The sequence below is a fragment of the Aeromonas rivuli genome (assembly GCF_020149575.1).
Lineage (GTDB): Bacteria > Pseudomonadota > Gammaproteobacteria > Enterobacterales > Aeromonadaceae > Aeromonas > Aeromonas rivuli.
The window spans coordinates 1,908,156-1,934,538 of the sequence record NZ_CP079742.1 but is presented as its reverse complement, the minus strand read 5'-3'; the positions used below and the strand labels follow the sequence as shown (position 1 = coordinate 1,934,538).

Sequence of the window (26,383 nt, the reverse complement as noted above, 5' to 3'; positions counted from 1 at the left end):
CCATTGCATCGGGGGCCCGGGCTCGGCAAGATAGGCCCGCTTTCGCATGCTCAGGCAAAGGATCAAGGCTTCATGAACCACACCATTCGTTTCTCTTCTTCTCGCAATAATCCGCCGCTGCGGCCCCTTGCCGTCTTGCTGACCGGGCTCATCGCCTGTCTGTTTTGCCTGCGCAATCCCCTCTTCTATGACATGGCCCCGGGTTTTGATGCCTCGCTCTTTGCCGTCATGGGCAAGATGTGGAGCGAAGGTGGGGTGCTCTATCGCGACATGATCGACATCAAGGGCCCCATGATCTTTGCCCTGGATGCCCTGGGTTACCGACTGGATGGCTTTCGCGGCATCTGGTTGCTGGAGCTGGTCCTGTGCTGGCTCGGCCTGCTGGCAAGCTGGCAAGCCTTCAATCAGCTCGGACTGTCATTTCAGGCCAGGCTCGGCGCCATGCTGGCGGTGTTGGCACTTTATGGCACCCGTTATTACTACGGCAACATGACCGAGGACTGGACATTCCACCTGGCGCTGATCGCCCAGTGGGCCTTCCTCACCCTGCTGCTGGACAAGGAGTTTCGCTGGTGGCCAGCCCTGGTGGCCGGGCTCAGCTTCGCCATCGTCGCCTGGATGCGCGCCAACAACGGTGCCCTCTGGGGAGCCTGGTATCTGACCCTGTTCCTCTGCTGGTGCCTGCGTGAGCAGTGGCGTGATGCCCTGCTGTTGCTGATCTCCAGCCTGCTTGGACTGGCGCTGGTAGGCGGGCCCCTCTATGGCTACTTCCAGCACCATCAACTGCTGGCCGAATTCAAATACTACGCCTTCGATATCTTCTTCGAGGGGAGCTATGGCAACGGCTTCTCCGTCTATGTGGGGGCGGTCGGTCTGCTGCGTACCGGTCTCATCATGCTGCTGCCCGCCTTCGTGCTGCTGATGATGAGCCGACGTCAGGAGTGGCATCTGCCCGCCCTGTTCGCCACCCTGTTTGGCGTGCTGTTCACCCTGATAGCCAACTCCGTCTCCGGCCATGTGTTTGATCACTATGATGTCCTCTACCTTCAGCTGGGACTGCTGCCGCTGGCCTGCCTGCTCGATCGCAGTGAGCGACAGAGCGATCTGATGGGTCTGTTCTGCATCTCGCTGGTGGTGCTCACCGCCAGCTGGCTGCTGGCCCAGCAACTGGTGTTTGGCTGGAGCAACAAGGAGTGGAGCCTGGACAGGGTCAGCGAAGTGCTCGGCACCAGCCTGCTGTGGGCCCTGCCCGTGTTGATCCTGCTCCCCCTGTGGCGGGCCTGGGATGTGCGATCCGCCACCCCCTGGCTCGCCAGCCTGGCCATGCTGGCCCTGATGATCAACAACGCCTGGGAGGGCAGCCAGAAGGGACGCCCCTTCAATGTCGCCGCGCAAGTCCGTGTCGATCGCATCCTGGCCGAGACCACCCCGCGGGACAAGATCTGGGTCGATGCCATTCAGCCCCAGTATTACCTCTGGACGGATCGCCAGCCCGCCTCCGCCTATCTCTTCTTCAGCAACGTCAACCCGCCCTATGATGTGCGTGAGCGTGTGCTCCAGGATCTGCAGCGCCAGCAACCCAAGTTCATCATTGCCAAGCCGGAAAAGCTGGCCGAGGGGCTCAAGCCTGCGTCCCCTCCCTCCACCCAGGCCTTCTATCGCTATCTGCAAGACAACTACAGCGAGGTGGATCCCGGCCTCTATCGCCGCCACTGAGCCGATGACAAGGCCCACCATCCCCCGCTGAGGAGAGCCGCAAGGGGTTGGTCAAGGTACTCCGGGTTGCGGCGCCGGTTGAGATTGACCCAAGCCCGGATATAAAAAAGGACGCTCATTGGCTACAATGAGCGTCCTTTTTATCTGTCTCATTCACCCGACAGGAGTTCCATGACGGCACTGACCTATCTTGGCGGTTATCCAGAGCCCCTCAAGGCTCAGGTGTTGCAGTTGATCGAGGGCGGCAAGCTCGGCGCATTTCTCGCCAAGCGTTACCCGGACAGCCACAGCATCCAGAATGACAAGGCCCTGCTCGCCTATACCATGGATCTCAAGAACCGCTATCTCAGAAGTTCGGCGCCCCTGGCCAAGGTGATCTTCGATGGCAAGATCAACGTGATCAAGGATGCCCTGGGTCTGCACACCTATGTCAGCCGGGTGCAGGGCAACAAGCTCAAGGCCAAGAACGAGATCCGCATCGCCGCCCTGTTCAAAGCCGCCCCCCCTGCCTTTCTCAAGATGATCGTGGTGCATGAGCTGGCACACATTAAGGAGAAGGATCACAACAAGGCCTTCTACCAGCTCTGCCAGCACATGGAGCCCGACTATCACCAGCTGGAATTCGATCTGCGGCTCTGGCTCACCTGGCGAGACCTGGAGAAGGGCGCCCAGTGAAATATCTGGGTGGCCTGCTGCTATTGCTTGCCCTGCACAGCGCCCAGGCCCTGGAGCGCTGGCAACAGGATGCCTATCTGGTGGCGAGCTTTCATCAGGTGGCACTCAAGCGGGAGTATCAGGACAGGGGGCAGGATCACTTCAACCGCTGGCGCGAGCCGATACGGATCCTGCTTGTCAATGAAGTTGGCGACAAACCGCTGCAAGCCGAGGTGGTGAACATCCAGGCGGCGCACCTGAGCCATATCACGGGTCACAGCGTGGCGCTGGTGCAGGATCCGGCCAAGGCCAATCTCACCCTGGTGATGACCCGTCGCTCGCAAGTGACCCGCTGGGCCAGGCAGTTGATGGGCCAGAACCCTGCGGTCCAGGCTGCCCTCGCCGATGGCCTGTGCCTCGCCAACTATGCCACCGACCGGGAAGGCGCCATCAGCCGGGCCAGTATCATCATCCCGGTCGATGCCAGTCGCGACAAGGGACGCTTTCTCGATTGCGTGGTGGAAGAGCTCACCCAGGTCATGGGACTGCCCAATGACTCGGACGCCGTCTTCCCCTCCGTGTTCAATGACCGCAGCACCGACAGCTTCCTGACCGGGCTCGACTATCTCCTGCTCAAGATGGCCTACCACCCGGCCTTGAGCCCCGGCATGACTCAAGCCGAGGTGGATGCCGCTCTGCCTGCCGTGCTCAAGAGCCTCAAAACCCAAGGGGACATACAGCAGGCGAACCGCCGGGTACAGGAGCAGAGCCTCAAGCGGTGGGCCGGGCTCTAGGCTCTCCCTCCCCCAACGCACCCATCGACCAGATCCGGGGAAACAGCGTCCAGGCATCCTCATGCTGTCATCTGAGGCGTATCAGGCAGCGCTCGACTCCGGCAGCCAGCTCTCGGCGTTTTCCCACACTTCCTGCACCAGCTCCTCCACCAGCTCTTTATCTTCCTTGCTGGCCCGGGTGATGTTGAGCGCCATGTTGCTGCCCCCCGCCACCCGCACCTGGATATCGGGGAAGCGGCGGCCCAGCTGTTTGAGCAACTCTTGCTCCAGGGCGGCCATGGTATCGGGGGAGACCTGTTTTTTCCTGTCGATGATGATTTCCAGACGCATAAGCACCTCTCATGTTGATACTGTAATTTTATACAGTATTTTTGGTGTCTGTAAAGCGCACTCGACGAAAAATGTCAGGGATGAAGATGACGGCCCTGCAGCCACCCATAGACCTCGCGCACCCCGGGCCGCTGGCTGTCGGGGCGAGCCAGCAGCGCATATTCATGATCCGTGCTGAGTATCGGGGCAAAGGGGGCCACCAGCGCCCCCGTCTCCAACTCCTCCGCCACTATGGTGGGATCCCCGAGGGAGAGACCAAAGCCCTGCAGTGCCGCGTTCATCGCCAGATCCAGGGTATCAAACAGCTGCCCTCCCTGAGGCAACCAGGGGGTGTCGACAAAGGCGGCGAACCAGTTCCGCCAATCCCGTCTGTCCGCACTGGCATGCAGTAGCGGCAGGGCAAGCAGATCGGTGATGGGGCGCTCAAACAGCCGGTATTTGGCCGCAAAGGCAGGGGCGCAGATAGGAGTCAACCGCTCTCGAAACAGCGGCTGGCTGTGAAGCAGCCGGGCCTGAGTGGGTTGATAGACGATGGCGAGATCGAAGGGCTCGCGGGCAAAGTCGATGCCGTGACTGTGGCTGCCGCGTACCTCGACCGCCTCCCCCTCGAAGTCTTGCAAGCGGCGCAGCAACCAGCGGCTGGCACAGGAGGGCACCTTGATGCTGATCGCCTGTTGCCGTGGCAAGGTTTGCAGAGCGCCCAGCCCCTCCCCCATGCGGGCCAGCCCCTCGCTGACGAAGGGCAGCAGCCGTTCGGCGGCCGGCGTGAGACTCAGGCAGCGGGTACCACGCAGGAAGAGGAGATGACCAAGGCGCGTCTCCAGCTGGGCTATCTGCTTGCTCACGGCACCTTGACTCACGCACAGCTCATCGGCCGCCAGGGTGAAACTCAGGTGACGGGCTGCGCACTCGAATACTTGCAAACCATACAGGGGCAACTGACTACGGGGCAGGGTCGTTAACATACAAGCCTCCATGCTTGAGAAAAACTCATGCGTACCATGCCGAATAATCCTTTGCCGGACAAGGGCCCAGAGGGCTAAAAGAGAGACATCTTTCACATATTCAGGTGACGGCACCATGTCTTCTCCCCGCATCATCAGCAAATTGCCCCAGGTGGGTACCACCATCTTCAGCGTGATTGGGGATCTGGCCGCCCGCCATCCCAGCATCAATCTCTCTCAAGGAGCGCCGAGCTTCCCCTGTGACCCCGACTTGATCCGGGTCACCCACGAGGCGATGCTGGCCGGTGAAAACCAATATGCGCCCATGACGGGACTGCCCGAGTTGCGCCAGCAACTGGCGACCAAGATAGCGACCAGCTATGGCCACACCTATGATGTCGGCGAGGAGATCACCATCACCGCCAGCGCCAGCGAGGCCCTGTTCTGCGCCATCACGGCCCTGGTGCACCCCGGTGATGAAGTGATCATGTTCGAGCCGGCGTTTGACAGCTATCGCCCCATGATCCAGTTGCAGGGCGCCACCCCCGTGGTCATCGCCCTCAAGGCACCGGACTTCACTATTCCCTGGGATGAGGTGGCGGCACGCATCAGCCCCCGCACCCGCATGATAGTGCTCAACACCCCCCATAACCCGACCGGCACCATCTGGCAGGCGGCGGATCAAGAGCGGCTCGCCCGCCTGGTGCGCGGCACCGACATCATTATTCTCTCCGACGAGGTCTACGAGCATGTGGTATTCGATGGCGCCCTGCACCAGAGCGTGATCCGTTACCCCGAGCTGATTGAGCGCTCCGTCGCCGTCTTCTCCTTTGGCAAGACCTTCCATGTCACCGGCTGGCGAGTGGGTTACTGCGTGGCCCCCCGTCCGCTGATGGAGGAGATCCGCAAGGTGCACCAATTCGCCATGTTCGCAGCAGACACCCCCATGCAGTACGGCTTCGCCCATCTGTTGCAGCAACCGGCTCACTATCAAGGGCTGGCGGCCTTCTACCAGCAAAAACGGGATCTGCTGGTCTCGGCCCTGGCCGAGTCACGCTTTACCCTCTTGCCCTCGGCGGGCAGCTTCTTCATGCTGGCCAGCTACGAGCGGATCAGCGACGAAGCAGACAGCCTGTTCGTACAGCGGCTGATCCGCGATCACGGGGTCGCCACCATTCCGGTCTCGGCCTTCTATCACGACGGCACGGATCAACGGGTCATTCGCCTCTCCTTCTCCAAGGATGACGACACCCTGCTGGCGGGCGCCGAGCGCCTGTGCGGCGTCTAGGAGGCACCATGGATTCAGTGCGCGTCGCCGTGTTGCAAATGGTGTCCGGGGATTGCCTCGCCACCAACCTGACCCAGGCAGAGGCCCTGTTGCGCCAGGCTGCGGCCGAGGGGGGCGTGTTTGCCCAGTTGCCGGAATATTTCTATCTGATGCCCGGCGATGAGCGGGCCAGGGTTGCCCTTGCCGCCCCCGAAGAGAGCCACCCTCTGCTGGCCTGGGTGAAAGATCTGGCCCGGGAACTTCACATCTGGATCCTGGCAGGCACCCTGCCGCTGGCAAGCCAGGAACCTGGCAAGATGCACAACAGCAGCCTGCTCATCGACCCGCAAGGGGCGCTCGCCACTCGCTATGACAAGCTGCACCTGTTTGGGTTTTCCACCGAGCAGGAACACTACGACGAAGCCACGACCATGAGCCCGGGCCAGACGGTGGTGAGCCACGCGCTGCCCTGGGGTCAGCTTCGCCTTGGGATCTGTTACGATTTGCGCTTCCCCGAGCTATTCCGGCTCGGGCCTGCGCCCGATTTCATCGCCCTGCCCGCCGCCTTCACCCACACCACGGGACAGGCGCACTGGGAGCTGTTGCTGCGGGCTCGGGCGGTGGAAAACCTGGCCTTCGTGCTGGCATCGGCGCAGGGTGGAGATCACCCGGGCGGACGCCGTACCTTCGGCCACAGCATGATCATCGATCCCTGGGGCCGCATCCTGGCCCGGATCGAAGAGGGTCAGGGCATGGCCATCGCCACCCTGGATCTGGCTGCCCAGCGCACACTGCGTCGCCAGTTACCGGCCCTCCATCATCGCAAGATAAGCGTCGGCCCATGAAGCCGACCCCTGTTCACTACTCACGACTATGCGCATGACGCCACACTCAAGGGATTGACCATGAAACTCAACGCAATAATGATGCTGATGGCGCTGGCCGCCACAGGCCAGGCCGCCGCCAAACCTCTGGTGATCGCCACCGATGCCACCTATCCCCCTTTCGAAATGGTCGACAGCAGCGGCAAGGTTGGCGGCTTCGAAGTCGAATTGGCCCACGCCCTGTGCGCGGCCATGAAGGCCGAGTGCGAGGTAATCAACCAACCCTGGGATGCCCTGCTGCCGGGCCTGCAGGTACGTAAATACGACGCCATCATGTCCTCCATGAACATCACCGATGAGCGCCGTCAGAAGGTCGACTTCAGCAAGGTCTACTACATGATGCAAAACCGCTTCGTGGGCCGCAGCGACAAAGCTGCCGACTTCAGCGAGGATCCGGCCCACTTCAAGGGCAAGGTGATCGCCGTACAGGAAGGCACCCCGCAGGATAACTTCATCACCGCCCGCTATGGCGACGTGGCCAGCATCAAACGCTACGTCAATGCCCAGTCCCCCATGCTGGATCTGCAATCTGGCCGCGCCGACTACACCTTCGGCAACATGGTGCAACTCAAGGTCGGCTTCCTCGACAAGGAGATGGGCAAGCAGTTTGAATTCGTGGGTCCCCAGTTCAATGGCACTCAGGACAAGATCCTGGGTGAAGGGGTGGCGGTGGCGCTGCGCAAAAACAACGACAAGCTCAAGGGGGAATTTGATGCCGCCATCGATAGCGTCAAGGCCGATGGCACCTTCGACAAGCTGCTCAAGAAGTATCAGCTCGAAAATCTGCTCTAATGGCAGACTGCGGCTGCCCACGAAGAGACAAAAAGGGCGACCCTGGGTCGCCCTTCAGATTGAAGGCAGGCCAGCGGCCTCCCTTCATCCCTGCCGCGCCTTGAAGCGCGGATTGCTCTTGCAGATCACGAACAACTTGCCACGGCGGCGCACAACCTGACAGTCCGGGTGACGCGTCTTGGCCGATTTGAGGGATGCGAGAACCTTCATGCCGCCCCCTGCTTGCCGAGGAAAGCGCCAAAGCGCTGACCGAAGCGAGCAACTTGCCCCTCGGTACCCACCTGCTTCTGCTTGCCGGTGTAGAACGGATGGGACGCGCTGGACACATCCAGCGTCAGATAAGGGTACGCCTGACCATCCTGCTCCCAGACCTGGGTGCGATCCGTCTTCAGGGTGGAGCCCACCAGGAAATAGGTGTTGGCCGTCACGTCGTGAAACAGCACCTTGCGGTACTCGGGATGCATATTGGGTTTCATAATCGCCTCGACTGTTATGTTATAACGAAACACAAATTACCCCAATCAAGAACAGTTATCAATAGCCATCAAGCATTTTGCACCAGCAGACCATCGGGGAGTCGTCAAGCCGGACCGTCCCGAGCTATTTCGACAGATCATACAGACCAGAATCCAGAATCCAGAATCCAGAATCCAGAATCCAGAATCCAGAAAAGAGAAAAGAGAAAAGAGAAAAGAGAAAAGAGAAAAGAGAAAAGAATAACGAACGCAGCATGCCCATCGGCCACGAGAACTGGCAAACCGCAGCGAAGAGGATGAAGGGATAGATTCCCGTGATGACAACGGGAGCGATGGCGAGTCAGTCTGGAGCCGACACAGCCATCCTCGCCTATCAGCTGGCCACGCGCTGGCAGCCGAATGCAAAAAGGCCCGTCACTGACGGGCCTTTTTGTCTTGGACAGGGGAACAAAAACCCTGACCCAAGCGATTCTATCGATCAATGATGGTGCGGAAGGAGAGACTCGAACTCTCACGCCTAGGGCGCCAGAACCTAAATCTGGTGCGTCTACCAATTTCGCCACTTCCGCAAAGCTGACTCTGTACTGCTCGCACCCTGCTAAACGCGGAAGATACCAACAGACAACAATAATGGGGTGGCTGATGGGGCTCGAACCCACGACAACCGGAATCACAATCCGGGACTCTACCAACTGAGCTACAGCCACCACTGAAAACATCTGACCATGCTTGCCGCAGCAAGATGGTGCGCCCTGCAGGATTCGAACCTGCGACCCACGGCTTAGAAGGCCGTTGCTCTATCCGACTGAGCTAAGGGCGCATTTTGCTCAACGACCCTCTATGTGTCAGCACCATGGATTGGGCATACATAAAGCATTGTCGATAAAAATGGTCGGTGATAAAGGATTCGAACCTTTGACCCTCTGGTCCCAAACCAGATGCGCTACCGGGCTGCGCTAATCACCGAGATACTTCACTTAACTTGCAGCCAACAGCTTATCTGCGATAAGGCTGATGGGCAACGGGCGGGCATCATACCCAAGCGCTCGAGCCAGCGTCAACGAATTTTTCCATCAATAAATTCAAGTGTCTACTTCTTGCCCGCCCGCATCGCGCCGCTAACATCCCGGATAAAAAAATGCGACAATGCGCACAGTTGAACCCATGGTGAGTGAAGAACGATGTCTGCCAAAATCATTGACGGAAAACAGGTTGCGCAAACGATTCGCAATCAGGTAGCAACCGAAGTCCAGCAGCGGCTCGCCGCCGGACAGCGTGCCCCCGGGCTCGCTGTGATACTGATAGGGGCCGATCCCGCCTCCCAGGTCTATGTCGGCAGCAAGCGCCGCGCCTGTGAGGAAGTAGGATTCATTTCCCGCTCCTACGATCTCAGTGCCGAGGCGAGTCAGGACGAGCTGCTAACCCTGATTGACCAGTTGAACCAGGACCCCGAGGTCGATGGCATCCTGGTACAGCTGCCGCTGCCCGCCCACTTCGACACCACTCAGGTGCTGGAGCGGATCCGTCCCGACAAAGACGTCGATGGTTTCCACCCCTATAACGTCGGCCGACTGGCACAGCGCATTCCCGCCCTGCGCCCCTGCACACCCAAGGGCATCATGACGCTGATCGAAGCCACCGGCGTCAAGACCCATGGTCTGCACGCCGTGGTGGTGGGGGCATCCAATATCGTCGGTCGCCCCATGACCCTCGAGCTGCTGCTGGCCGGTTGCACCACCACGACCTGCCACCGTTTCACCCAGGATCTTGAGACCCAGGTTCGCCGCGCCGATCTGCTGGTCGTCGCCGTCGGCAAACCGAACTTCATCCCGGGTGAGTGGGTGAAGCCTGGCGCCCTGGTGATCGATGTGGGCATCAATCGCCTCGCCGACGGCAGCCTGGTGGGTGACGTCGAGTTCGCCACCGCCCGCAGCCATGCCGCCTTTATCACCCCGGTTCCGGGCGGCGTCGGTCCCATGACGGTGGCCAGCCTGATGGAGAACACCCTGATAGCCTGCCGTGACTACCACAGTTAAGAGCCCAGGCTCTAAGTAACAGAAGGCAGGCCCAGGCCTGCCTTCTCTCTTTGCACATCCCTCGTCCGCCAACCGCTCAGCCTCACTGCGTCACTTTCTTCGATGCACCTCGGCGCTGCGTCCGAAATGATCCTGTAACGCCGCCAGCACCCGCCGCACCTTGTGAGACACCTCTCGTTCAGGCGTGATGGCATGCAACGCCATGGTCGCCATCCGGTGATCGGGAAGCACCTCCTGCAGGCGTCCTTGCGCCAGATCGTCAACCACCTCGGTCTCGGGCAACAAGGCAATGCCCTGCCCCGCCAGGGCGAACTGGCGCAGGGGCAGCACGTTGTTGCACAGCACCCTGGGAGCGAGCCGCAGCGGCTGCGGCACCCCCTGTTCATCCGGCAGGGTCAAACCAGCCCCGGGCAGATCGGTCAATAGCCAGTCATGACTCGTCAACTCCGCGAGGCGAGTCGGCACCCCACGCCGGGCCAGGTAGGCCGGTGATGCACACAGCAGCATGCGCGTCTCGCCGAGGCGACGGGCCACCAGACTCGAATCGGCCAGGGTGCCGACTCGCAGTGCCACATCGATGCGCTCTTTGAGCAGATCACGCTTCTCGTCATCGGCGATGATGATGAGGCGCAAACCGGGATGCGCCTGCAACAGAGGGGAGAGAGCCTGGGCCAGGGGCAGACCCGCCATGCCCACGGGGGCCGTTATCCTCACCTCCCCCATCAGGCTGTCGCGCACCTCCCCAAGCCGCAGTTCGGTCTGAGCCAGGGTCTGGCGCAGGGACTGGCAACCCTGCCACACCACCTCTCCCGCCTCGGTCAGGTCGAGACGGCGCGTGGATCTGTGCAACAGGGTGAGGCCAAGCAGGGTCTCGAGCTGGCTGATATGCTGGCTGACCGCCGAGGGCGTCATGCCCAGGGCCTTGGCTGCCCCCGTCATGGTCCCCGCCTCCACCACGGCGGCGAAGATGGCATAGCGTTTAAGCTGCTCCATTGTTAAGCCCTGCTTATGAGTGAGTGAATATTTTACCAGATTATTAAATCATACCGGGAGGCGTAGGCTAGCCCTATCTTAATTGTGCAGGAGAGTTTCCCATGAAGATTGCCCTGATAGGCGCCACTGGTTTTGTCGGCCGTGCCATCCTCGAGCAAGCCATTACCCGGGGTCACAGCGTCACAGCCATCGTCCGTGACACCAGCAAGATTGCTCCCCATCCGCAGATCCAGGTGATGGGGGTAGATGCGCAGGATCCCCAGGCATTGGCGTTGGCGATCGCAGGTCACGATCGGGTGATCAGCGCCTATAACCCGGGCTGGGCCACCCCGGACATCTATGAGCAATACCTCACAGGGGCCGCCGCCATCGTGCAGGCGACCAAGGCGGTAACAGGCTGGCTGCTGGTGGTCGGCGGTGCCGGCAGTCTGGAAGTGGCCCCCGGGGTACAGCTGGTCGATACCCCCGAGTTTCCGGCCGAATGGCGCCAGGGGGCCCTGGCGGCTCGCGATGGGCTAGTCGCACTGCGCAGCGAGTCTGAGCTCGACTGGCGCTTCGTCTCCCCGGCCATCATGCTGGTGCCGGGGGAGCGCACTGGTCAATATCGGTTGGGGGGCGATCAGGTGTTGTTCCTGGAGGATAAACCGGCCGAGATCTCTGTCGGCGATCTGGCCGATGCCATCCTCAATGAGGCCGAGCACCCAGTCCACCTGCGCCAGCGCTTCACCCTGGGCTACTGAACCTGCCCATGGAGCGCGATATGCGCTCAATAAAAGAGTAGGGAGGCCATGGCCTCCCTACTCTTTTTGCATCAGACAAGCTGGCTCATGTCGCCCGACACCAGCGGTTGCGTCCCGTCTGTTTGGCCCGATAGAGCGCCAGATCGGCGTCGGCCAGCAGCTCACTCAGGCTCTCCCCTGGAGAGGCCTGCCGCAAGCCGCCGCTGATGGTGACCCGCATTGCCTGCACCAGGGGACGATCAGCCACCCCTTGAATGAGGCGATCGACCTGCTCCGCCAGCTCGCTCTCCCCTCCCGGCGGGAGCAAGACGGCAAACTCCTCGCCGCCCATGCGCCCGAGCAGGGCCCGGGGTGGCAGTAATCCCTCGAGTCGTTGGCAAAGCTGCACCAACACGGTATCCCCCGTGGGATGACCGTGTTCATCATTGATCTTCTTAAAGAAATCAACATCGAGCAGCAACAGGGCTCCACCTTCACGTTCCAGACGTTGCTCGGTCGCCTCGCTGAAGGCGCCGCGATTGAGCACCCCGGTCAGATGATCATGACTCGCCACTTGCTGCAGGCGGGCGAACAGCTGATCCCGCTCGGCCACGGCGCAGGCCGTGGTGATGGCACTCAGGGCCAGTATGGAGATACCGGTACGAAAGGAGTAAACGGTGGCCGCGTCCTTGCTCCACTGATGCAGCAGCTGGTCATCGAGCACGGTGAACATATAGAGGGAGGCGGCGCAGGTGGCCAGACAGGTAAAGAAGCGGTTGCCAGAGAGGGCCAGCCAGATGAGGGCGGGCACCGGCAACACCAGCAGACCGGGGCCCCCCAGATGCTTGTCGAGCAGCAGGATCAACAGCAAGAAGAGCAATGCCGGAACAAGATAGCGGCGGTCGCGCCACATCTCCTGGCGACATTGCCGCCAGGAGCCTAGCAACGTCAACAGGCTGGGTAATAACACCGAGAAGTTAATCAGCTCGGCCAAATACCACATGATGGTGCTCTTCCAGCCGGTCGAACTGCCCAGCCAGACCACGGCGGCGCCGCCACACAGAGCCCCGGCCAGGATGGCGGGTTGGCAATGGAGCATCAGTCTGGGGATCGCCGTGGCGCTGATCAGGCCTTCGGGACCCCACCCCTGACGACGCAGGCTGAGCCAGGCGATGGCGACGGTGAGAATATTGGCGCCGTTGAGCAGCAGACTCTTGCGCCAGGGGGTGCCATAACAGGCATCGACCAGCAGGAAGCCAAGCAGCGCCACCAGCAGATGCACCAGCCCAGCCCTGGGATAGTAACGCAGCAAGATGCCAACCAGGGCGGCATTGGCGGGCCAGAGCAGGGAGAAGCTGCTGCCACCGCGCGCGGCCACCCCGATCCAGGTGAGCAGGGCACTGATCAGCAGCAGGCACATCAGGGCAGCAAACTCGCGGCCTAGACGTGATCCAGTCTGGAGTGAGGGGCTGGCCGGCCCGGGATCAATAGACAAGAGGATCTCCCTGCGTGGCAAATGAGCCTCGATACTAAGGGAGTGAGCGCCCGACGCCAAGCCAAGAGTGGTTTGGTGTTGCAATAGAACAGTATTAATACCGCAAAACCGAACTCTATTTCGATTTTTGTCTATAACTAAGAATTATTTGTTGTTTTGCCATCTAAATCCGAAGGGATAGCATCCTTCCAACCCAAATGGCGCCGCGCTCTGCGACGCTGTCATCCCAGGATCCCAGTTGGAGGTGCTCATGGTATTGCTTTCCCCCCTGTGTGACTCACGTCATGCTTCCAACCCAGTGCTCTCCCCTGCGCCCCGGCCAGTCAATGACTCATCCGCGCCCATTGCGCCAACCAGCAGTCTGCCCACCCTGGATTACGGCCAGTTGTTGCCGGGATCCCCGCACCGGGACCAGGCCCTCATGGCGCTGCGCCGGGCGGCGCGCGACCCCGGCTTCTTCTATCTGGAGAACACCGGGCTGGATCTGGGCCAGCAGACCGAGCTACTGGCCCTGGCAGCCCGGCTCTTTGCCCTGAGCGATGCCCAGAAGCAAGAGGTGCAGATGGTGCACTCCCCCCACTTTCGCGGCTACAACCGGGTGGGGGTCGAGCTGACCCGGGCCCGCCCGGACTGGCGTGAGCAGTTCGACATCATGGCCGAAGAGCCCTGCCTGCCCGATGCCCTGTTGCACCACCCCTGGCAAGGATTACAGGGCCCCAACCTGTGGCCCTCCGCTCTGCCCGAACTCAGGGGGGCCCTGCTGGGCTGGCAGGCGCAGTTGACCCTGATTGGATTGACCCTGATCCGCGCCTTCGCAGAAGCCCTGGCGCAACCGGCCGATGCCTTCGATGAGAGCTTGAGCCCGCTCCCCTATCGCCATACCAAGCTCATCCACTACCCGGGACGGGACGAGGATGACGGTCAGGGGGTGGGTGCCCACAAGGATCCCGGCTACCTCACGCTCCTGCTGCAAGATAGTCACGGCGGACTCGAGGTCCTGACCGAACAGGGGTGGACACCGGCGCCCCCCCGAGCGGGAGCCTTGCTGGTCAATATCGGTGAACTGCTGGAACTCGCCTCGAACGGTTACCTTAAGGCCACCCTGCATCGGGTGGTCAGCCCGCCCCCGGGGGTGTCGCGCCTCTCCTGTGCCTTCTTCATGGCGGCCCGGCTCGATGCCGCTGTGCCCTTGCTGACGCTGCCCCCCTCCCTCGCGGCCGAGGCGACAGGGCTCCAGAGCGATCCGGACAACCCGCTCTTTTATCAGGTGGGGGAGAACGTGCTCAAGGGACGACTGCGCTCCCACCCGGATGTGGCGGCCCGCCACTATGCCACCCCACCGGCCCGGGAGCCCCGGCGGCGAACGCCCGCATAACCGGCCCCCTTATCCCCTTATGGCGATCGGTCGCCACAAGGACACCCCATTCACCCTGCGCAGCCGCGCCCAGGGCTATGAGAGGCCAGCCCACTGGCCATGACGGAGAGATGATGAAATTCAAGACCATGAGCGTACACAGCGGCCAACGGCTCGATCCCCAGACCGGCGCCCTGACGACCCCGCTCTATCAGAGCAGCACCTTCAGCTATTTCACGGCCCAGGCTGGCAAGGAGCGGTTCGCCGGGCAAGCGCCAGGCTACATCTACAGCCGCTTCGCCAACCCCACCACCGCCGAGCTGGAGGTGAAACTCGCCGCCCTTGAGGGTGCTGACGAGGCATTGGTGGTCGCGAGCGGCATGGCGGCGGTGAGCGCCATTCTCTATGCCCTGGCCGACAGCGGGGACGAGGTGGCCTATGTCGGTCCCCTCTATGGTGGCACCGAGGCCTTCCTCAAGCAGACCTTCAGCCGCGCGGGTATCCGCATCACCGGCTATGACAGCGACCGGGATCTGCTGGCCAATATCCACCCGGGCACCAAGTTGGTACTGTTCGAAACCCTGACCAATCCCACCCTCAAGCTGGTGGATCCCCGCATTGTGGTCGACGCCGCGCGCAGGGTCGGTGCCCTCACCGTCTGCGACAACACCTTCCTCACCCCCTATCTGCTGCGCCCCCTTGAACTGGGTATCGACATCGTCATGCACAGCGGCACCAAGTATCTCGGCGGCCACGGCGACATCATCGCCGGGGTGGTGGCCGCCCGCCACGAACTGATGGCACGCATCCGCACCGTGGCACTCAAGCACCTGGGCTCCCCCATTGGCCCCCAGGAGGCTTACTTGCTGCAACGGGGGGTCAAGACCCTGCCCCTGCGCCTGGATGCGCACCTGCACAACGCCCAGCGGGTGGCCCAGTTCCTGGCCGCGCACCCTGGCGTCAAGAAGGTGATCTATCCGGGACTCGCCGATCATCCCGGCCATGGGGTGCTGGGAGAGATCGCCACAGGTTACGGCGCCATGATCAGCATAGAGCTGGAGGGGGGCTTCCCCCGCTGTGCCCGCCTGCTCGATCAGTTGCAGCTCTTCGTGCAGGCGGTGAGTCTGGGGGATCTGGAGAGCCTGGCCTGTCACCCGGCCAGCACGACTCATGCTGCCATGGATGAGGCCAGCCGAGTGGCCGCCGGGGTCAACGATGATCTGATCCGGCTGAGCATTGGGGTCGAGGATGCCGATGACCTGATTGCCGACCTGGCCGCGGCCCTGGCCCACACGTGAGCTTGAGCTTGAGCTTGAGCTTGAGCTTGAGCTTGGCGTCATGATGGCCAGCCACAGAGAGCAGAAGGGAAGGCAGCTGCCTTCCCTTCTTGTTTCGAGCACGCTAGCTCAACGGCTCTCGCATTTCATCCAGAGAGCCGGTGGCTGTCATCCCTTAGCCACGGGCCAGCAGGATGCGTAGCATGCGGCGCAGCGGCTCGGCGGCGCCCCACAGCAGCTGATCACCGACCGTGAAGGCGGCCAGGTATTCCGGGCCCATGTTGAGCTTGCGCAGGCGGCCAACCGGTATGTTGAGGGTGCCGGTCACCGCGGCCGGGGTCAGCTCGCGGGCGCTGATGTCGCGCTCGTTGGGGATCACCTTGACCCAGTCATTGTGGCTGGCCAACAGGGCTTCAATCTCGGCCAGCGGCACATCTTTCTTGAGCTTGATGGTGAAGGCCTGGCTGTGGCAGCGCAGGGCGCCAATGCGCACGCACAGACCGTCGACGGGCACCGGGGCCGCCTCGATGCCGAGGATCTTGTTGGTCTCGGCCTGACCCTTCCACTCTTCCCGGCTCTGGCCGTTGTCGAGTCTGGTGTCTATCCAGGGGATCAGGCTGCCAGCCAGGGGCACACCGAAGTTGTCCACCGGCAAGTCGCCGGAGCGGGTCTTCTCGGTGACCTTGCGCTCGATATCCAGAATGGCGGAGGCGGGATCCGCCAGCTCGACCGCCACTTCATCACGCAACATCCCCATCTGGGTGATCAGCTCGCGCATGTGACGGGCACCGCCACCCGAGGCCGCCTGGTAGGTCGCCACGCTCACCCACTCCACCAGATCGGCCTTGAACAGACCGCCCAGGGCCAGCAACATCAGGCTGACGGTGCAGTTGCCGCCGACGAAGGTCTTGGTGCCGGCCTCCAGCGCCTGGGCTATCACATCGCCATTGACCGGATCCAGGATGATGACGGCCTCTTCTTCCATGCGCAGGGAGGAGGCGGCATCAATCCAGTACCCCTGCCAACCGGCGGCTTTCAGGCGCGGATAGACATCCTTGGTGTAGTCGCCGCCCTGGGCCGTGATGATGATCTCTTGCTCGGCCAGCGCCGCGATGTTGAAGGCATCCTGGAGCAGACCGGCATCGACGCCGAAGTTGGGGGCGGCCTCACCGGCCTGGGAGGTGGTGAAGAAGGTGGGTTGAATGTGCGCAAAATCCTGCTCTTCCTGCATTCGACTCATCAAGACAGAGCCCACCATGCCACGCCAACCGACCAAACCTACTTTTTTCATAATGTCCTACCCTGGATAACGACTTGATAGTGCGGAGCCTCTATCGTTCCGACCCGGGAGGCGTTCGCCTCCTGACGCTAAAGTGGCGCCATATAGATCCTGAACAGATAAAATTCTGCTGCGAAAAATGTGTCTATCCACATTACGGATTGTGGCGAGGGACGCAAGTCGATTTGCGCAATATTCCCTGCCGTTTGCTGCAATATCAAGCGATGAGGCCCGGGGAGGCGCCTCTCCTTGGCAAGCGCGATCCGGCTCTGGCAATATGAGTCCCAACGGCCATCGCGCCCGGCGGGGACGACCCCGCTGCCTGACCGCTGGCAGGGACGACCCTGCCCCCTGATGGATACCCCTTATTATGCCCTGGATATTGCTGCTCATCGCCGGTCTGTTCGAGGTCGCCTGGGCCATTGGCCTCAAATACACCGACGGCTTCAGCCGCCCCCTTCCTACCTTGCTGACCCTCGCCGCCATGGGGGTGAGCGTCTTGTTGCTGGCCCTGGCGGTCAGGCATCTGCCCCTTGGCACCGCCTACGCCGTCTGGACCGGCATAGGCGCAGTCGGCACAGTGCTGATGGGGATCTGGCTGTTTGGCGAGCCCGCCACGGCGGCGCGACTGTTCTGCCTGGCGCTCATCATCGGCGGCATACTGGGTCTCAAGGCCATCGGCTAACTGGCCCTCCTCTCTGTCCCGGATTGGCAGCCAATCAGCGCTTTCTCTATCCGGGCCCCGGGCATCATCTCCAGCAAGCCGGCGATCAGCCGATCGCCGGCCTCCTGCAAGGCAGCCAGCGGCATCTCCGGCAGACTCTCCAGAATGAACCACATCTGCTCAGACTCCACGCTGAGTCGGGTTCTGACACCCTGCCGCCAATTCCAGCGGCGACAGGTCACCCCCATGTCATCCCGCCAGACGACCTCCCCCGGCTCGGGTGTTTCCTGCGCAGGCAACCCCCCTTTCATGGTGTCAAACCGTTCGCTGCCATCGGCAATCACCAGACGGGGCACCCCCTCATAGGCCACCAGATTTTCCCCTCCGACCGGAATGGCATACTCGATGCTAATGGCGTTGTAGAGATCGACGATAGGATCGATGCTAGGCAGTGTCCCCTCCCGCAGCACTCTCTTTCGCAGGGCTTCTGCCGAGCAAGGGGTGCGTTGTGGTTTGGCACCGAACCGCCTGAACACCTCGGCCCACGCCGACAGATGAGCGTGCGCCCAGGGCGCACCTCCCGCCGCGACGGACTGGCAGGCCCGCTTTAATGCCTGGGCACCCACGCTCATATCGGTGATGGCGGCCGCATCGACCTGGATGCTGAGGGCTCTGAAGCCGGGCGCCAGCGTGGTGATGTCAGACCCCACTCGCGGTGTCATGGATGGCATAGGGACTCCCAATTCGTGATCAACGGCCGAGCCGATAGAGGAATAGTGAAGGCGAACAACTTGTCGCAGCAGCAATGGGCGCTATCACGCCGTGTTCACCCGGCAAAACGTGGCAGCATGATGCGCAACGGCCAGACATAATTAAATCTACTTTTTCTTAATATCATTAAGAATTTCTAATGATGGTCAGGCAGGCTCGCACTTGTCGCTCGCCACAACAGGCGCAACAACCTTGTCCACTCCCCTTTCAGGCACTGAAAAGAGCGCGGACAGCGCCATTGTCTAGGCCGCATCTCTTGCGACTCATGCTATTATCTGCGACCAAACATGAGCCAATAAAAATCAGGATATCGTGATGACAGACCACACTTTTATTCCCGGCAAGGACGCGGCGCTGGAAGACTCCATCGAGCGCTTCCAGACCAAATTGCAGGCCCTGGGGTTTGATATTGAAGAGGCCTCCTGGCTCAACCCCGTGCCCAATGTCTGGTCCGTGCACATCCGGGACAAGGAGTGCGCTCTTTGCTTTACCAACGGTAAAGGGGCCAGCAAGAAGGCGGCCCTGGCCTCGGCGCTTGGCGAGTACTTCGAGCGTCTCTCCACCAACTACTTCTTCGCCGACTTCTATCTGGGCCAGCAAATCGCCGATGGCGACTTCGTGCACTACCCCAACGAGCAGTGGTTCCCCATCGAGGGCGATCACTTCCCGGCGGGTCTGCTCGACGACTTCACCCGTCACTTCTACAACCCGGAAGGGGAAGTGACCGCCGACATGCTGGTGGACCTGCAATCCAACAACGAGGAGCGCGGCATCGTCGCCCTGCCCTTCGAACGCCAGTCCGATCATCAGACCGTTTACATTCCGATGAACATCATCGGCAACCTCTATGTCTCCAACGGCATGAGCGCCGGCAACACCAAGACCGAGGCCCGCACCCAGGGGCTGTCCGAGGTGTTCGAGCGTCACGTGAAAAACAAAATTATCGCCGAGGCCATCAGCCTGCCGGAGATCCCGGCGGAGGTGATCGCCCGTTACCCCGGCATTGCGGCCTCCATCGCCGCCCTTGAGGCCGAAGGCTACCCCATCTACAGCTTCGATGCCTCCCTGGGCGGTCGCTATCCGGTCATCTGCGTGGTGCTGCTCAACCCGCGTAACGGCACCAGCTTCGCCTCCTTCGGTGCCCACCCGCGCTTCGAAGTCGCGTTCGAGCGTACCGTCACCGAGCTGCTGCAAGGCCGTGGCCTGAAGGATCTGGATGTCTTCGTCGCTCCCTCCTTTGATAACGAGCAGGTGGCGGATCACCACAATCTGGAGACACACTTCATCGACTCTTCCGGTCTCATCAACTGGGATCTGTTCAAAGAGGAGTCAGACTTCGAGTTCGCCGACTGGGATTTCCGGGGCACCTCCCAGCAGGAGTTCGATCACCTGATAGGCATCTTCCACGAGCTGGAGCAGCCGGTCTACATCGCCGACTACGAGCACCTGGACGTCTACGCCTGCCGCATCCTGGTACCCGGCATGTCCGACATCTACCCGGCCGAAGACTTGCTGCTGGCCAACAACAACATGGGCGCCAACCTGCGGGAAGTGATCCTGGCCCTGCCGTCCCTGGAGTGGGACGCCGAGCAGTACATGGCTTTCTACGATCAGCTGGAAGAGGAAGGTCACGACGAGCGTACCCGGGTGCGCGAGCTGCTTGGCATCGCTGCCGCCAAGGGCACCGCCCTGCACACCCTGCGCATCGGTGAACTCAAGGCCATGCTGGCCCTGGCCGCAGGCGAATTGGAGACGGCGCTGGATCTCATCAACTGGACCATGGAGTACAACCAGTCGGTGTTCAGCCCTGAACGTGCCAACTACTACCGCGCCCTCAAAAGTTGCGTCGAGCTGTTCCTGGACCAGGAACGCGAGCCAGAGCAGTACAGAGCCGTGTTCACCCGCATGTATGGCGAACAGGCATTGGCACAGGCGTGGGCCCATGCCAGCGGCGAGGCTCGCTTCCACGGGTTGGAGCCAGCCGATGAGTCCCTCAGCCAGTTCCCGCTGCACCAAAAACTGCTGGCAGCCTATGAGAAGCTGCAAAAAGCCAAGCGCAACGCCAACTGGCAGTGAGTGCTGCGCCGCAGCCATCAAAAACCGGGCCCACGTGGCCCGGTTTTTTTATGTCATTAAGGGTTAAGTCACCCAGGCCGCAGCGGCCCTATCCTCACCCCTTGCTGACTGCACCGCTCACCCCTTGCCCAGCCTGGCGCGCAGGGCGGCGATCACCATGGGCAGCAGGGAGATGCCAATGATGACGAAGATGAGCAGGGTGAAGTTCTCCTTGACCAGGGGCAGGTTGCCGAAGAAGTGGCCCACATAGACGAAAGAGAGCACCCAGCACAGGCCACCCACGGCGTTGAAGGCCATGAAACGTGGATAACTCATCTTGCCCATGCCTGCCACGAAGGGGGCGAAGGTACGCACTATGGGGGCAAAGCGGGCGATGATGATGGCCTTGCCACCATGGCGGTCGAAGAAGGCGTGGGTCTGGTGCAGATAATCTTGACGGAACAGTCGTGAGTCGGGGCGGCTGAACAGCCGCTCCCCAAACAGCCGACCCAGGGTGTAGTTGGTGAGATCGCCGAGTATGGCGGCCAGCACCAGCAGGGCACTGAGCAGATGCACATCCAGGGCACTGTCTACCGTGAGGGCGCCTGCGGCGAACAGCAGGGAGTCACCGGGCAGGAAGGGCATCACCACCAGCCCCGTCTCGCAGAAGATGATGAGAAACAAAATGGCATAGATCCAGACGCCGTAATCGGCAAACAGTGCCTTGAGGTGGATGTCTATGTGCAAGATGAAGTCGACGAGGAACAAGATAAGATCCATGGATCGGGCTCGGTATTAAGGGATGGATGATGACAGAGGGGCCGAGTCTACCCCTTCCCCTCCCTTACCACAATTTCGCCGCAAACCATGACCAACATCTGGGGCAGCGCAGGCTGGCGCCTGGCTACTCATCCCCCTCCTGTTTCCCCTTTTTCTCCCCCGCTTTTTCGGCAATGGCCTGACGCACCTCGGCGGGCAAGCAGGACTCCCAGCCCCAGATCAGCCAGATGAAGAGCGTGAGATCATCCACCCAACCGAGCACGGGAATGACATCCGGCACCAGATCGAGAGGGCTGAGGCCATAGACGAACACCAGCAGTGCCAACCCCTTGGCCCAGAGCGGGGTGGCCGGGTGGCGAAAGCCCAGATAGAGGCGACGTAACTTGGGCCCAATCCCGAGCAGGGCGCGCAGCGGCCTCAACTTTCAATCAACTCGTGGCGCAGTCGCTGGATGCTGTCGCGCAGGGCGGCGGCCTGCTCGAACTCCAGATCCCGGGCATGCTGGAACATCTGCTCTTCCATGCGTTTGATCTCCTTGGTGATCTCGCTGGTGGTGCGGGCATGGTACTCCCCTTGCGGCTCGGCGGCCTTGCGACTCCCTTTGCCAGCCTTGCCCGAGATGCGGCTGCCCCCCATGTCCATCATGTCCCCCACCGCCTTGTTGAGGCCCTTGGGGGTGATGCCGTGCTCGAGGTTATGGGCATGCTGCAGGGCGCGGCGCCGCTCCGTCTCCTCGATGGCTACTTTCATGGAGTTGGTGATGCGATCCCCATAGAGGATGACCCTGCCGTTGAGGTTGCGAGCGGCCCGGCCAATGGTCTGGATCAGTGAACGGGTGGAGCGCAGGAAGCCCTCTTTATCGGCATCCAGTATGGCCACCAGGGAGACCTCCGGCATGTCGAGCCCTTCGCGCAGCAAGTTGATGCCCACCAGCACATCGAACTTGCCGAGCCGCAGATCGCGGATGATCTCGACCCGCTCGACCGTCTCGATGTCCGAATGCAAATAGCGCACCCGCACGTCGTGATCCGCCAGGTATTCGGTGAGATCCTCCGCCATCCGCTTGGTCAGGGTGGTGACCAGCACTCGCTCGTCCACCGCCACCCGCAGCCGGATCTCGGAGAGCAGGTCGTCCACCTGGGTGCCGACCGGACGCACTTCAATCACGGGATCGAGCAGGCCGGTGGGGCGCACCACCTGTTGCACCACATCACCACCGGATTTTTCCAGCTCATAGGGGCTGGGGGTGGCCGAGACAAACACCGTCTGTGGCATCAGGGCCTCAAATTCGTCGAACTTGAGCGGCCTGTTGTCCAGGGCAGAGGGTAAGCGGAAGCCGTACTCCACCAGGGTCTCCTTGCGGGATCTGTCCCCTTTGAACATGGCGCCTATCTGCGGCACGGTCACATGGGACTCATCGATGATGAGCAGACCATCCCCCGGCAGGTAGTCGAACAGGGTGGGCGGCGGCTCCCCCGGCGCGCGCCCCGACAGGTAGCGGCTGTAGTTCTCGATGCCCGAGCAGTAGCCCAGCTCCTGCATCATCTCGATGTCGAACTGGGTGCGCTGGCTGATGCGCTGCTCCTCCACCAGTTTGTTGAGGGAGATCAGCTGTTCGCGCCGCCCCTTGAGCTCCTCCTTGATGTGATCGATGGCACCGAGGATGGTTTCGCGGGGGGTGGCGTAGTGGGTCTTGGGATAGATGGTATGACGCACCACCGTCTGCTCGATGGCGCCGGTCAGGGGGTCAAACAGGGAGAGTCGCTCTATCTCTTCGTCAAACAGCTCGACCCGCAGCGCCAGCTTGTCCGATTCCGCCGGATAGATGTCGATCACCTCGCCACGCACCCGGAAGGTGCCGCGCTGGAAGGCCAGATCGTTGCGGCTGTATTGCAGCTCGGCGAGGCGACGCAGTATGTCTCGCTGGTTGATGATGTCGCCGAGTTTGAGGTGCAGCATCATGCTCAGGTAGGCCTGGGGGTCCCCCAGGCCATAGATGGCTGACACCGAGGCGACGATGATCACGTCCCGCCGCTCCAGCAGTGCCTTGGTGGCCGACAGCCGCATCTGCTCGATGTGATCGTTGATGGAGGCATCCTTCTCGATGAAGGTGTCCGTGGTCGGCACATAGGCTTCCGGCTGGTAGTAGTCGTAGTAGGAGACGAAGTACTCCACCGAGTTCTCGGGGAAGAACTCCTTCATCTCCCCATAGAGCTGGGCGGCCAGGGTCTTGTTGGGCGCCAGTATCATGGTGGGCCTGTTCAGGGTCGCTATCACGTTGGCCATGGTGAAGGTCTTGCCCGAGCCGGTCACCCCAAGCAGGGTCTGGTGGGCGAGTCCGGATTCTATCCCCTCAAGCAGTTGGCTGATGGCGGCCGGCTGATCCCCCGCAGGGGAGAACTGGCTGACGAGTTGAAACGACTTGCTCATGAAGACTCCGGACAAAAATCGGCAAAGGGCAAGTGTACCCCGAGTTGCCCCCCACCGGGTATCGCTCTCCTCCCCCAGTCGGCGGTTGACCCCGCCTTTCGACATCTGTATAGTGCTCCTCCTTGCCTGATGTTCCCTCGTAGTTCAGTCGGTAGAACGGCGGACTGTTAATCCGTATGTCACTGGTTCGAGTCCAGTCGAGGGAGCCAATTCCTCACCATCTCGGTGCAAGTTATCCACTTTAGTGCCCCTCCCTACCAAATTTAATGCACAAGCTGCCACAGCTTGACAGCACTCCCCTTTATTCGCCCTCACTCCCCCTGCAGCGTTTTGTTCTGCTGCATCTAACTATTTGATTTTTATGCAAACAATTATTTGCCGGTATTTTTTGAACAGCACTTGCAGCCCAGTATTGGCGTGGGCTAGCGGCCTTTTTTCAATTTTCACACACAGGGTTATCCACAGAATCTGTGGGTAAGTCACGCCAGCCCAGACCCGGCGTGGGTTTGGCTCATTCAGCCCCTATTTATCTTGGTCCTCCGCAGCAAACCCGATTTTATGCTGTTTTGCAGCGCCGCCCCGGATCGGTTTTTCTTGACGTCCAAAGGATCTTTTTTGATGCAGGATTACCAACCCCAGACGCAGTGGGTCAGTTGCACATTTGGCACCATGTCAGGATCCTGACACTCGGAACCTGCGTGCCAAACCGGCAGCAGCTTGCTCTGTAATCACTGCTATTTTTTACGTGATACAGGATTCTATAAATTCCGATCGGCAACGCGGGTCTCCTGGAATAGACAGCATGAATCACTAATTGACAGCGCTTCTCACAGACGGAAAAACCCGCCCTTTCCCCCCAAGGCAATCTACCGCCTGAATGTTGTCACCCAATTTGCAGCTTTGTCCCAACCGGCACTTCTTTATTGGCGGGGGATCCGGCACAATATCGGCCCCACTTTTCTCTCGGTTTGTCCGGGCATGACCATAGATTTCGTGACACTGCTACATCAAAGCGACTCCCTCCTGCTGTTCGTGGTACTGGCTTTCGGCCTGCTGCTTGGCAAGGTGCGAGTAGGCAACTTCCAGATTGGCAACACCATAGGGGTGCTGTTCACCGCCCTGCTGTTCGGTCAGATGGGGTTCCAATTCTCCGCCACCACGGAAAATGTCGGCTTCATGCTGTTCATCTTCTGTGTCGGCATAGAGGCGGGCCCCCATTTCTTCAGCGTCTTCCTGCGCGATGGCATCCACTACATCACCCTGACCCTGGTGATATTGCTCACGGCGCTGCTGTTGACGGTGGGCCTGGCCAAGTTCTTCAATCTGGGACCCGGCATGGCGGCGGGCATACTGGCAGGCTCACTCACCTCGACCCCTGCCCTGGTCGGGGCCCAGGATGCCCTGCGCAGCGGCTTGCTGAACTTGCCCCATGGCACCGACATGCAGCCCGTGCTCGACAACATGGGCATCGGCTATGCGCTCACCTATCTGGTGGGCCTGGTCGGACTGATGCTGGTGGTGCGCTACCTGCCCTCCCTGGCCCGACTCGATCTCAGCACAGAGGCGCAGAAGATAGCCCGCGAGCGCGGCCTGTCTGACAATGAGAACCGCAAGACCTACCTGCCCATCATCCGCGCCTACCGGGTCGGCCCGGAACTTGCCGCCTGGATCGGGGGCCGCACCCTGCGTGAGACCGGTATCTATCCCCACACCGGTTGCTATGTGGAGCGGATCCGCCGCAACGGCATACTGGCAAGCCCCGATGGTGACGCCGTCATTCAGGAAGGGGACGAGATAGCCCTGGTCGGTTATCCGGAGAGCCACGAGAAGCTGGATGTGAGCTATCGCAACGGCAAGGAGGTGTTTGACAGGAACCTGCTTGACCTGCAAATCGTCACCGAAGAGATAGTGGTCAAGAACGATTCCGTGGTGGGCCGCCATCTGGTGGAGCTCAATCTCACCGAAAAAGGCTGCTTCTTGAACCGGGTGGTGCGCTCCCAGATAGAGATGCCTTTCGATCGCAACATCATGTTGCAAAAGGGCGATGTGCTGCAGATCAGCGGCGAGAAGATCAGGGTCAAGCATCTTGCCAACAAGATAGGCTTCATCAGCATTCACAGCCAGACCACGGATCTGGTGGCCTTCACCACCTTCTTCGTGCTCGGCTTGCTGATAGGTTCCGTCTCCCTGGTATTCGGTCAGCTGGAATTTGGCCTTGGCAACGCTGTCGGTCTGCTGCTGGCGGGGATCCTTATGGGTTACCTGCGCGCCAACCACCCGACGGTCGGCTATGTGCCGCCGGGCGCCCTGCGTCTGGCCAAGGATCTGGGCCTGGCCGTCTTTATGGTGAGCACGGGCCTCAAGGCCGGTGGCGGCATTCTGGATCATCTGAGCCAGGTCGGCGCCGTGGTGCTCTTCTCCGGCATGCTGGTCACTACCTTGCCGGTGCTGGTGGGCTACCTGTTCGGGGTCTGGGTGCTCAAGATGAACCCGGCCCTGCTGCTCGGCGCCATCACCGGGGCCCGGACCTGCGCCCCCGCCATGGACGTGGTCAACGAGGCGGCCAACAGCTCGATCCCGGCGCTCGGCTATGCGGGCACCTACGCGGTGGCCAACGTCATGCTCACCCTGGCCGGATCCTTTATCATCGGCTTCTGGTTCTAAGCCGCGTTT

General features: G+C 61.2%; 24 protein-coding genes and 5 tRNA genes. 14 read left to right on the top strand and 15 right to left on the bottom strand.

What is annotated here, in order from left to right:
- Nucleotides 1-72 precede the first annotated feature (72 nt).
- From KYK33_RS09160 to KYK33_RS09150, 3 genes are all read left to right on the top strand, one after another.
- Nucleotides 73-1,716, top strand: a complete 1,644-nt coding sequence (locus tag KYK33_RS09160) for a hypothetical protein (RefSeq protein WP_224432768.1) — start codon at nt 73-75, stop codon at nt 1,714-1,716.
- Between the two features lie 171 nt (nt 1,717-1,887).
- Complete coding sequence (locus tag KYK33_RS09155; RefSeq protein WP_224432767.1) at nt 1,888-2,391, top strand: M48 family metallopeptidase; 504 nt, start codon at nt 1,888-1,890, stop codon at nt 2,389-2,391.
- Nucleotides 2,388-3,164: a DUF2927 domain-containing protein gene (locus KYK33_RS09150; protein ID WP_224432766.1), complete on the top strand. Its 777-nt coding sequence runs from the start codon at nt 2,388-2,390 to the stop codon at nt 3,162-3,164. The genes KYK33_RS09155 and KYK33_RS09150 overlap by 4 nt, the downstream gene beginning before the upstream one ends.
- Before the next feature lie 81 nt (nt 3,165-3,245).
- Here KYK33_RS09150 and KYK33_RS09145 read toward each other — a convergent pair whose 3' ends face one another.
- Both KYK33_RS09145 and KYK33_RS09140 read right to left on the bottom strand, forming a co-directional pair.
- Nucleotides 3,246-3,494 carry a DinI family protein gene (locus tag KYK33_RS09145; protein ID WP_042042851.1) on the bottom strand — a complete coding sequence of 83 codons (249 nt, stop codon included), beginning with the start codon at nt 3,492-3,494 and terminating at the stop codon, nt 3,246-3,248.
- Between the two features lie 74 nt (nt 3,495-3,568).
- Complete coding sequence (locus tag KYK33_RS09140) at nt 3,569-4,459, bottom strand: LysR substrate-binding domain-containing protein (RefSeq protein WP_224432765.1); 891 nt, start codon at nt 4,457-4,459, stop codon at nt 3,569-3,571.
- A 115-nt stretch (nt 4,460-4,574) separates the two neighbouring features.
- Between KYK33_RS09140 and KYK33_RS09135 the strand changes: the two genes are divergently transcribed.
- From KYK33_RS09135 to KYK33_RS09125, 3 genes are read left to right on the top strand one after another with little or no spacing between them, the layout of a single operon-like run.
- A complete protein-coding gene (locus KYK33_RS09135; RefSeq protein WP_224432764.1) occupies nt 4,575-5,726 on the top strand; it encodes a methionine aminotransferase in 1,152 nt (383 codons plus the stop codon).
- 8 nt (nt 5,727-5,734) lie between these two features.
- On the top strand, nt 5,735-6,550 hold the full coding sequence (locus KYK33_RS09130) for a carbon-nitrogen hydrolase family protein (protein ID WP_224432763.1): 816 nt from the start codon (nt 5,735-5,737) through the stop codon (nt 6,548-6,550).
- 60 nt (nt 6,551-6,610) lie between these two features.
- Nucleotides 6,611-7,381: an ABC transporter substrate-binding protein gene (locus KYK33_RS09125; protein ID WP_224432762.1), complete on the top strand. Its 771-nt coding sequence runs from the start codon at nt 6,611-6,613 to the stop codon at nt 7,379-7,381.
- A gap of 84 nt (nt 7,382-7,465) precedes the next feature.
- Here KYK33_RS09125 and ykgO read toward each other — a convergent pair whose 3' ends face one another.
- The 6 genes from ykgO to KYK33_RS09095 form a co-directional block, all read right to left on the bottom strand.
- Nucleotides 7,466-7,591, bottom strand: coding sequence for a type B 50S ribosomal protein L36 (ykgO, locus tag KYK33_RS09120; protein WP_224432761.1), 126 nt, complete (start codon nt 7,589-7,591; stop codon nt 7,466-7,468).
- A complete protein-coding gene (locus tag KYK33_RS09115) occupies nt 7,588-7,857 on the bottom strand; it encodes a type B 50S ribosomal protein L31 (RefSeq protein WP_042042857.1) in 270 nt (89 codons plus the stop codon). Before KYK33_RS09115 ends, ykgO begins: the two co-directional genes overlap by 4 nt.
- A 485-nt stretch (nt 7,858-8,342) precedes the next feature.
- Nucleotides 8,343-8,426 (bottom strand) — tRNA-Leu (locus KYK33_RS09110).
- 62 nt (nt 8,427-8,488) lie between these two features.
- A tRNA-His gene (locus tag KYK33_RS09105) sits at nt 8,489-8,564 on the bottom strand.
- 36 nt (nt 8,565-8,600) lie between these two features.
- A tRNA-Arg gene (locus tag KYK33_RS09100) sits at nt 8,601-8,677 on the bottom strand.
- Between the two features lie 69 nt (nt 8,678-8,746).
- A tRNA-Pro gene (locus tag KYK33_RS09095) sits at nt 8,747-8,823 on the bottom strand.
- 215 nt (nt 8,824-9,038) lie between these two features.
- On the opposite strand from KYK33_RS09095, the gene folD reads away from it, so the two are divergent.
- A complete protein-coding gene (gene folD / locus KYK33_RS09090; RefSeq protein WP_042042858.1) occupies nt 9,039-9,893 on the top strand; it encodes a bifunctional methylenetetrahydrofolate dehydrogenase/methenyltetrahydrofolate cyclohydrolase FolD in 855 nt (284 codons plus the stop codon).
- A gap of 90 nt (nt 9,894-9,983) precedes the next feature.
- Here folD and KYK33_RS09085 read toward each other — a convergent pair whose 3' ends face one another.
- Complete coding sequence (locus KYK33_RS09085) at nt 9,984-10,886, bottom strand: LysR family transcriptional regulator (protein ID WP_224432760.1); 903 nt, start codon at nt 10,884-10,886, stop codon at nt 9,984-9,986.
- Between the two features lie 101 nt (nt 10,887-10,987).
- Between KYK33_RS09085 and KYK33_RS09080 the strand changes: the two genes are divergently transcribed.
- Nucleotides 10,988-11,626, top strand: a complete 639-nt coding sequence (locus tag KYK33_RS09080) for an NAD(P)-dependent oxidoreductase (RefSeq protein WP_224432759.1) — start codon at nt 10,988-10,990, stop codon at nt 11,624-11,626.
- Nucleotides 11,627-11,711: 85 nt separating this feature from the next.
- Here KYK33_RS09080 and KYK33_RS09075 read toward each other — a convergent pair whose 3' ends face one another.
- A complete protein-coding gene (locus tag KYK33_RS09075) occupies nt 11,712-13,100 on the bottom strand; it encodes a GGDEF domain-containing protein (RefSeq protein WP_224432758.1) in 1,389 nt (462 codons plus the stop codon).
- 250 nt (nt 13,101-13,350) lie between these two features.
- On the opposite strand from KYK33_RS09075, the gene KYK33_RS09070 reads away from it, so the two are divergent.
- The gene (locus KYK33_RS09070; RefSeq protein WP_224432757.1) at nt 13,351-14,475 is read left to right on the top strand and encodes an isopenicillin N synthase family dioxygenase; all 1,125 of its coding nucleotides are present in this window, start codon (nt 13,351-13,353) and stop codon (nt 14,473-14,475) included.
- Nucleotides 14,476-14,588: 113 nt separating this feature from the next.
- Entirely contained in the window at nt 14,589-15,752 is a 1,164-nt protein-coding gene (locus KYK33_RS09065) for a trans-sulfuration enzyme family protein (protein ID WP_224432756.1), read from the top strand.
- A 154-nt stretch (nt 15,753-15,906) separates the two neighbouring features.
- Here the strand turns inward: KYK33_RS09065 and asd are convergent, their stop codons facing one another.
- A complete protein-coding gene (gene asd, locus KYK33_RS09060; RefSeq protein WP_042042863.1) occupies nt 15,907-17,022 on the bottom strand; it encodes an aspartate-semialdehyde dehydrogenase in 1,116 nt (371 codons plus the stop codon).
- A 358-nt stretch (nt 17,023-17,380) separates the two neighbouring features.
- On the opposite strand from asd, the gene sugE reads away from it, so the two are divergent.
- Nucleotides 17,381-17,695, top strand: coding sequence for a quaternary ammonium compound efflux SMR transporter SugE (gene sugE, locus KYK33_RS09055; RefSeq protein ID WP_042042865.1), 315 nt, complete (start codon nt 17,381-17,383; stop codon nt 17,693-17,695).
- On the opposite strand, the gene KYK33_RS09050 is transcribed toward sugE, so the two are convergent.
- The gene (locus tag KYK33_RS09050) at nt 17,692-18,405 is read right to left on the bottom strand and encodes a B3/B4 domain-containing protein (RefSeq protein WP_224432755.1); all 714 of its coding nucleotides are present in this window, start codon (nt 18,403-18,405) and stop codon (nt 17,692-17,694) included. The genes sugE and KYK33_RS09050 overlap by 4 nt on opposite strands.
- Nucleotides 18,406-18,760: 355 nt before the next feature.
- Here KYK33_RS09050 and ycaO point away from each other — a divergent pair, with 355 nt between their 5' ends.
- Nucleotides 18,761-20,521 carry a 30S ribosomal protein S12 methylthiotransferase accessory factor YcaO gene (gene ycaO / locus KYK33_RS09045; RefSeq protein WP_224432754.1) on the top strand — a complete coding sequence of 587 codons (1,761 nt, stop codon included), beginning with the start codon at nt 18,761-18,763 and terminating at the stop codon, nt 20,519-20,521.
- A 117-nt stretch (nt 20,522-20,638) separates the two neighbouring features.
- Here ycaO and KYK33_RS09040 read toward each other — a convergent pair whose 3' ends face one another.
- The 3 genes from KYK33_RS09040 to uvrB form a co-directional block, all read right to left on the bottom strand.
- Complete coding sequence (locus tag KYK33_RS09040; protein ID WP_224432753.1) at nt 20,639-21,280, bottom strand: DedA family protein; 642 nt, start codon at nt 21,278-21,280, stop codon at nt 20,639-20,641.
- A gap of 124 nt (nt 21,281-21,404) precedes the next feature.
- The gene (locus tag KYK33_RS09035; protein WP_042042869.1) at nt 21,405-21,701 is read right to left on the bottom strand and encodes a YkvA family protein; all 297 of its coding nucleotides are present in this window, start codon (nt 21,699-21,701) and stop codon (nt 21,405-21,407) included.
- Entirely contained in the window at nt 21,698-23,710 is a 2,013-nt protein-coding gene (gene uvrB, locus KYK33_RS09030) for an excinuclease ABC subunit UvrB (protein WP_041994126.1), read from the bottom strand. The genes KYK33_RS09035 and uvrB overlap by 4 nt, the downstream gene beginning before the upstream one ends.
- A 133-nt stretch (nt 23,711-23,843) precedes the next feature.
- On the opposite strand from uvrB, the gene KYK33_RS09025 reads away from it, so the two are divergent.
- Both KYK33_RS09025 and KYK33_RS09020 read left to right on the top strand, forming a co-directional pair.
- Nucleotides 23,844-23,919, top strand: a tRNA-Asn gene (locus KYK33_RS09025).
- A 769-nt stretch (nt 23,920-24,688) separates the two neighbouring features.
- Entirely contained in the window at nt 24,689-26,374 is a 1,686-nt protein-coding gene (locus KYK33_RS09020) for an aspartate:alanine antiporter (RefSeq protein ID WP_005905620.1), read from the top strand.
- Nucleotides 26,375-26,383 lie beyond the last annotated feature (9 nt).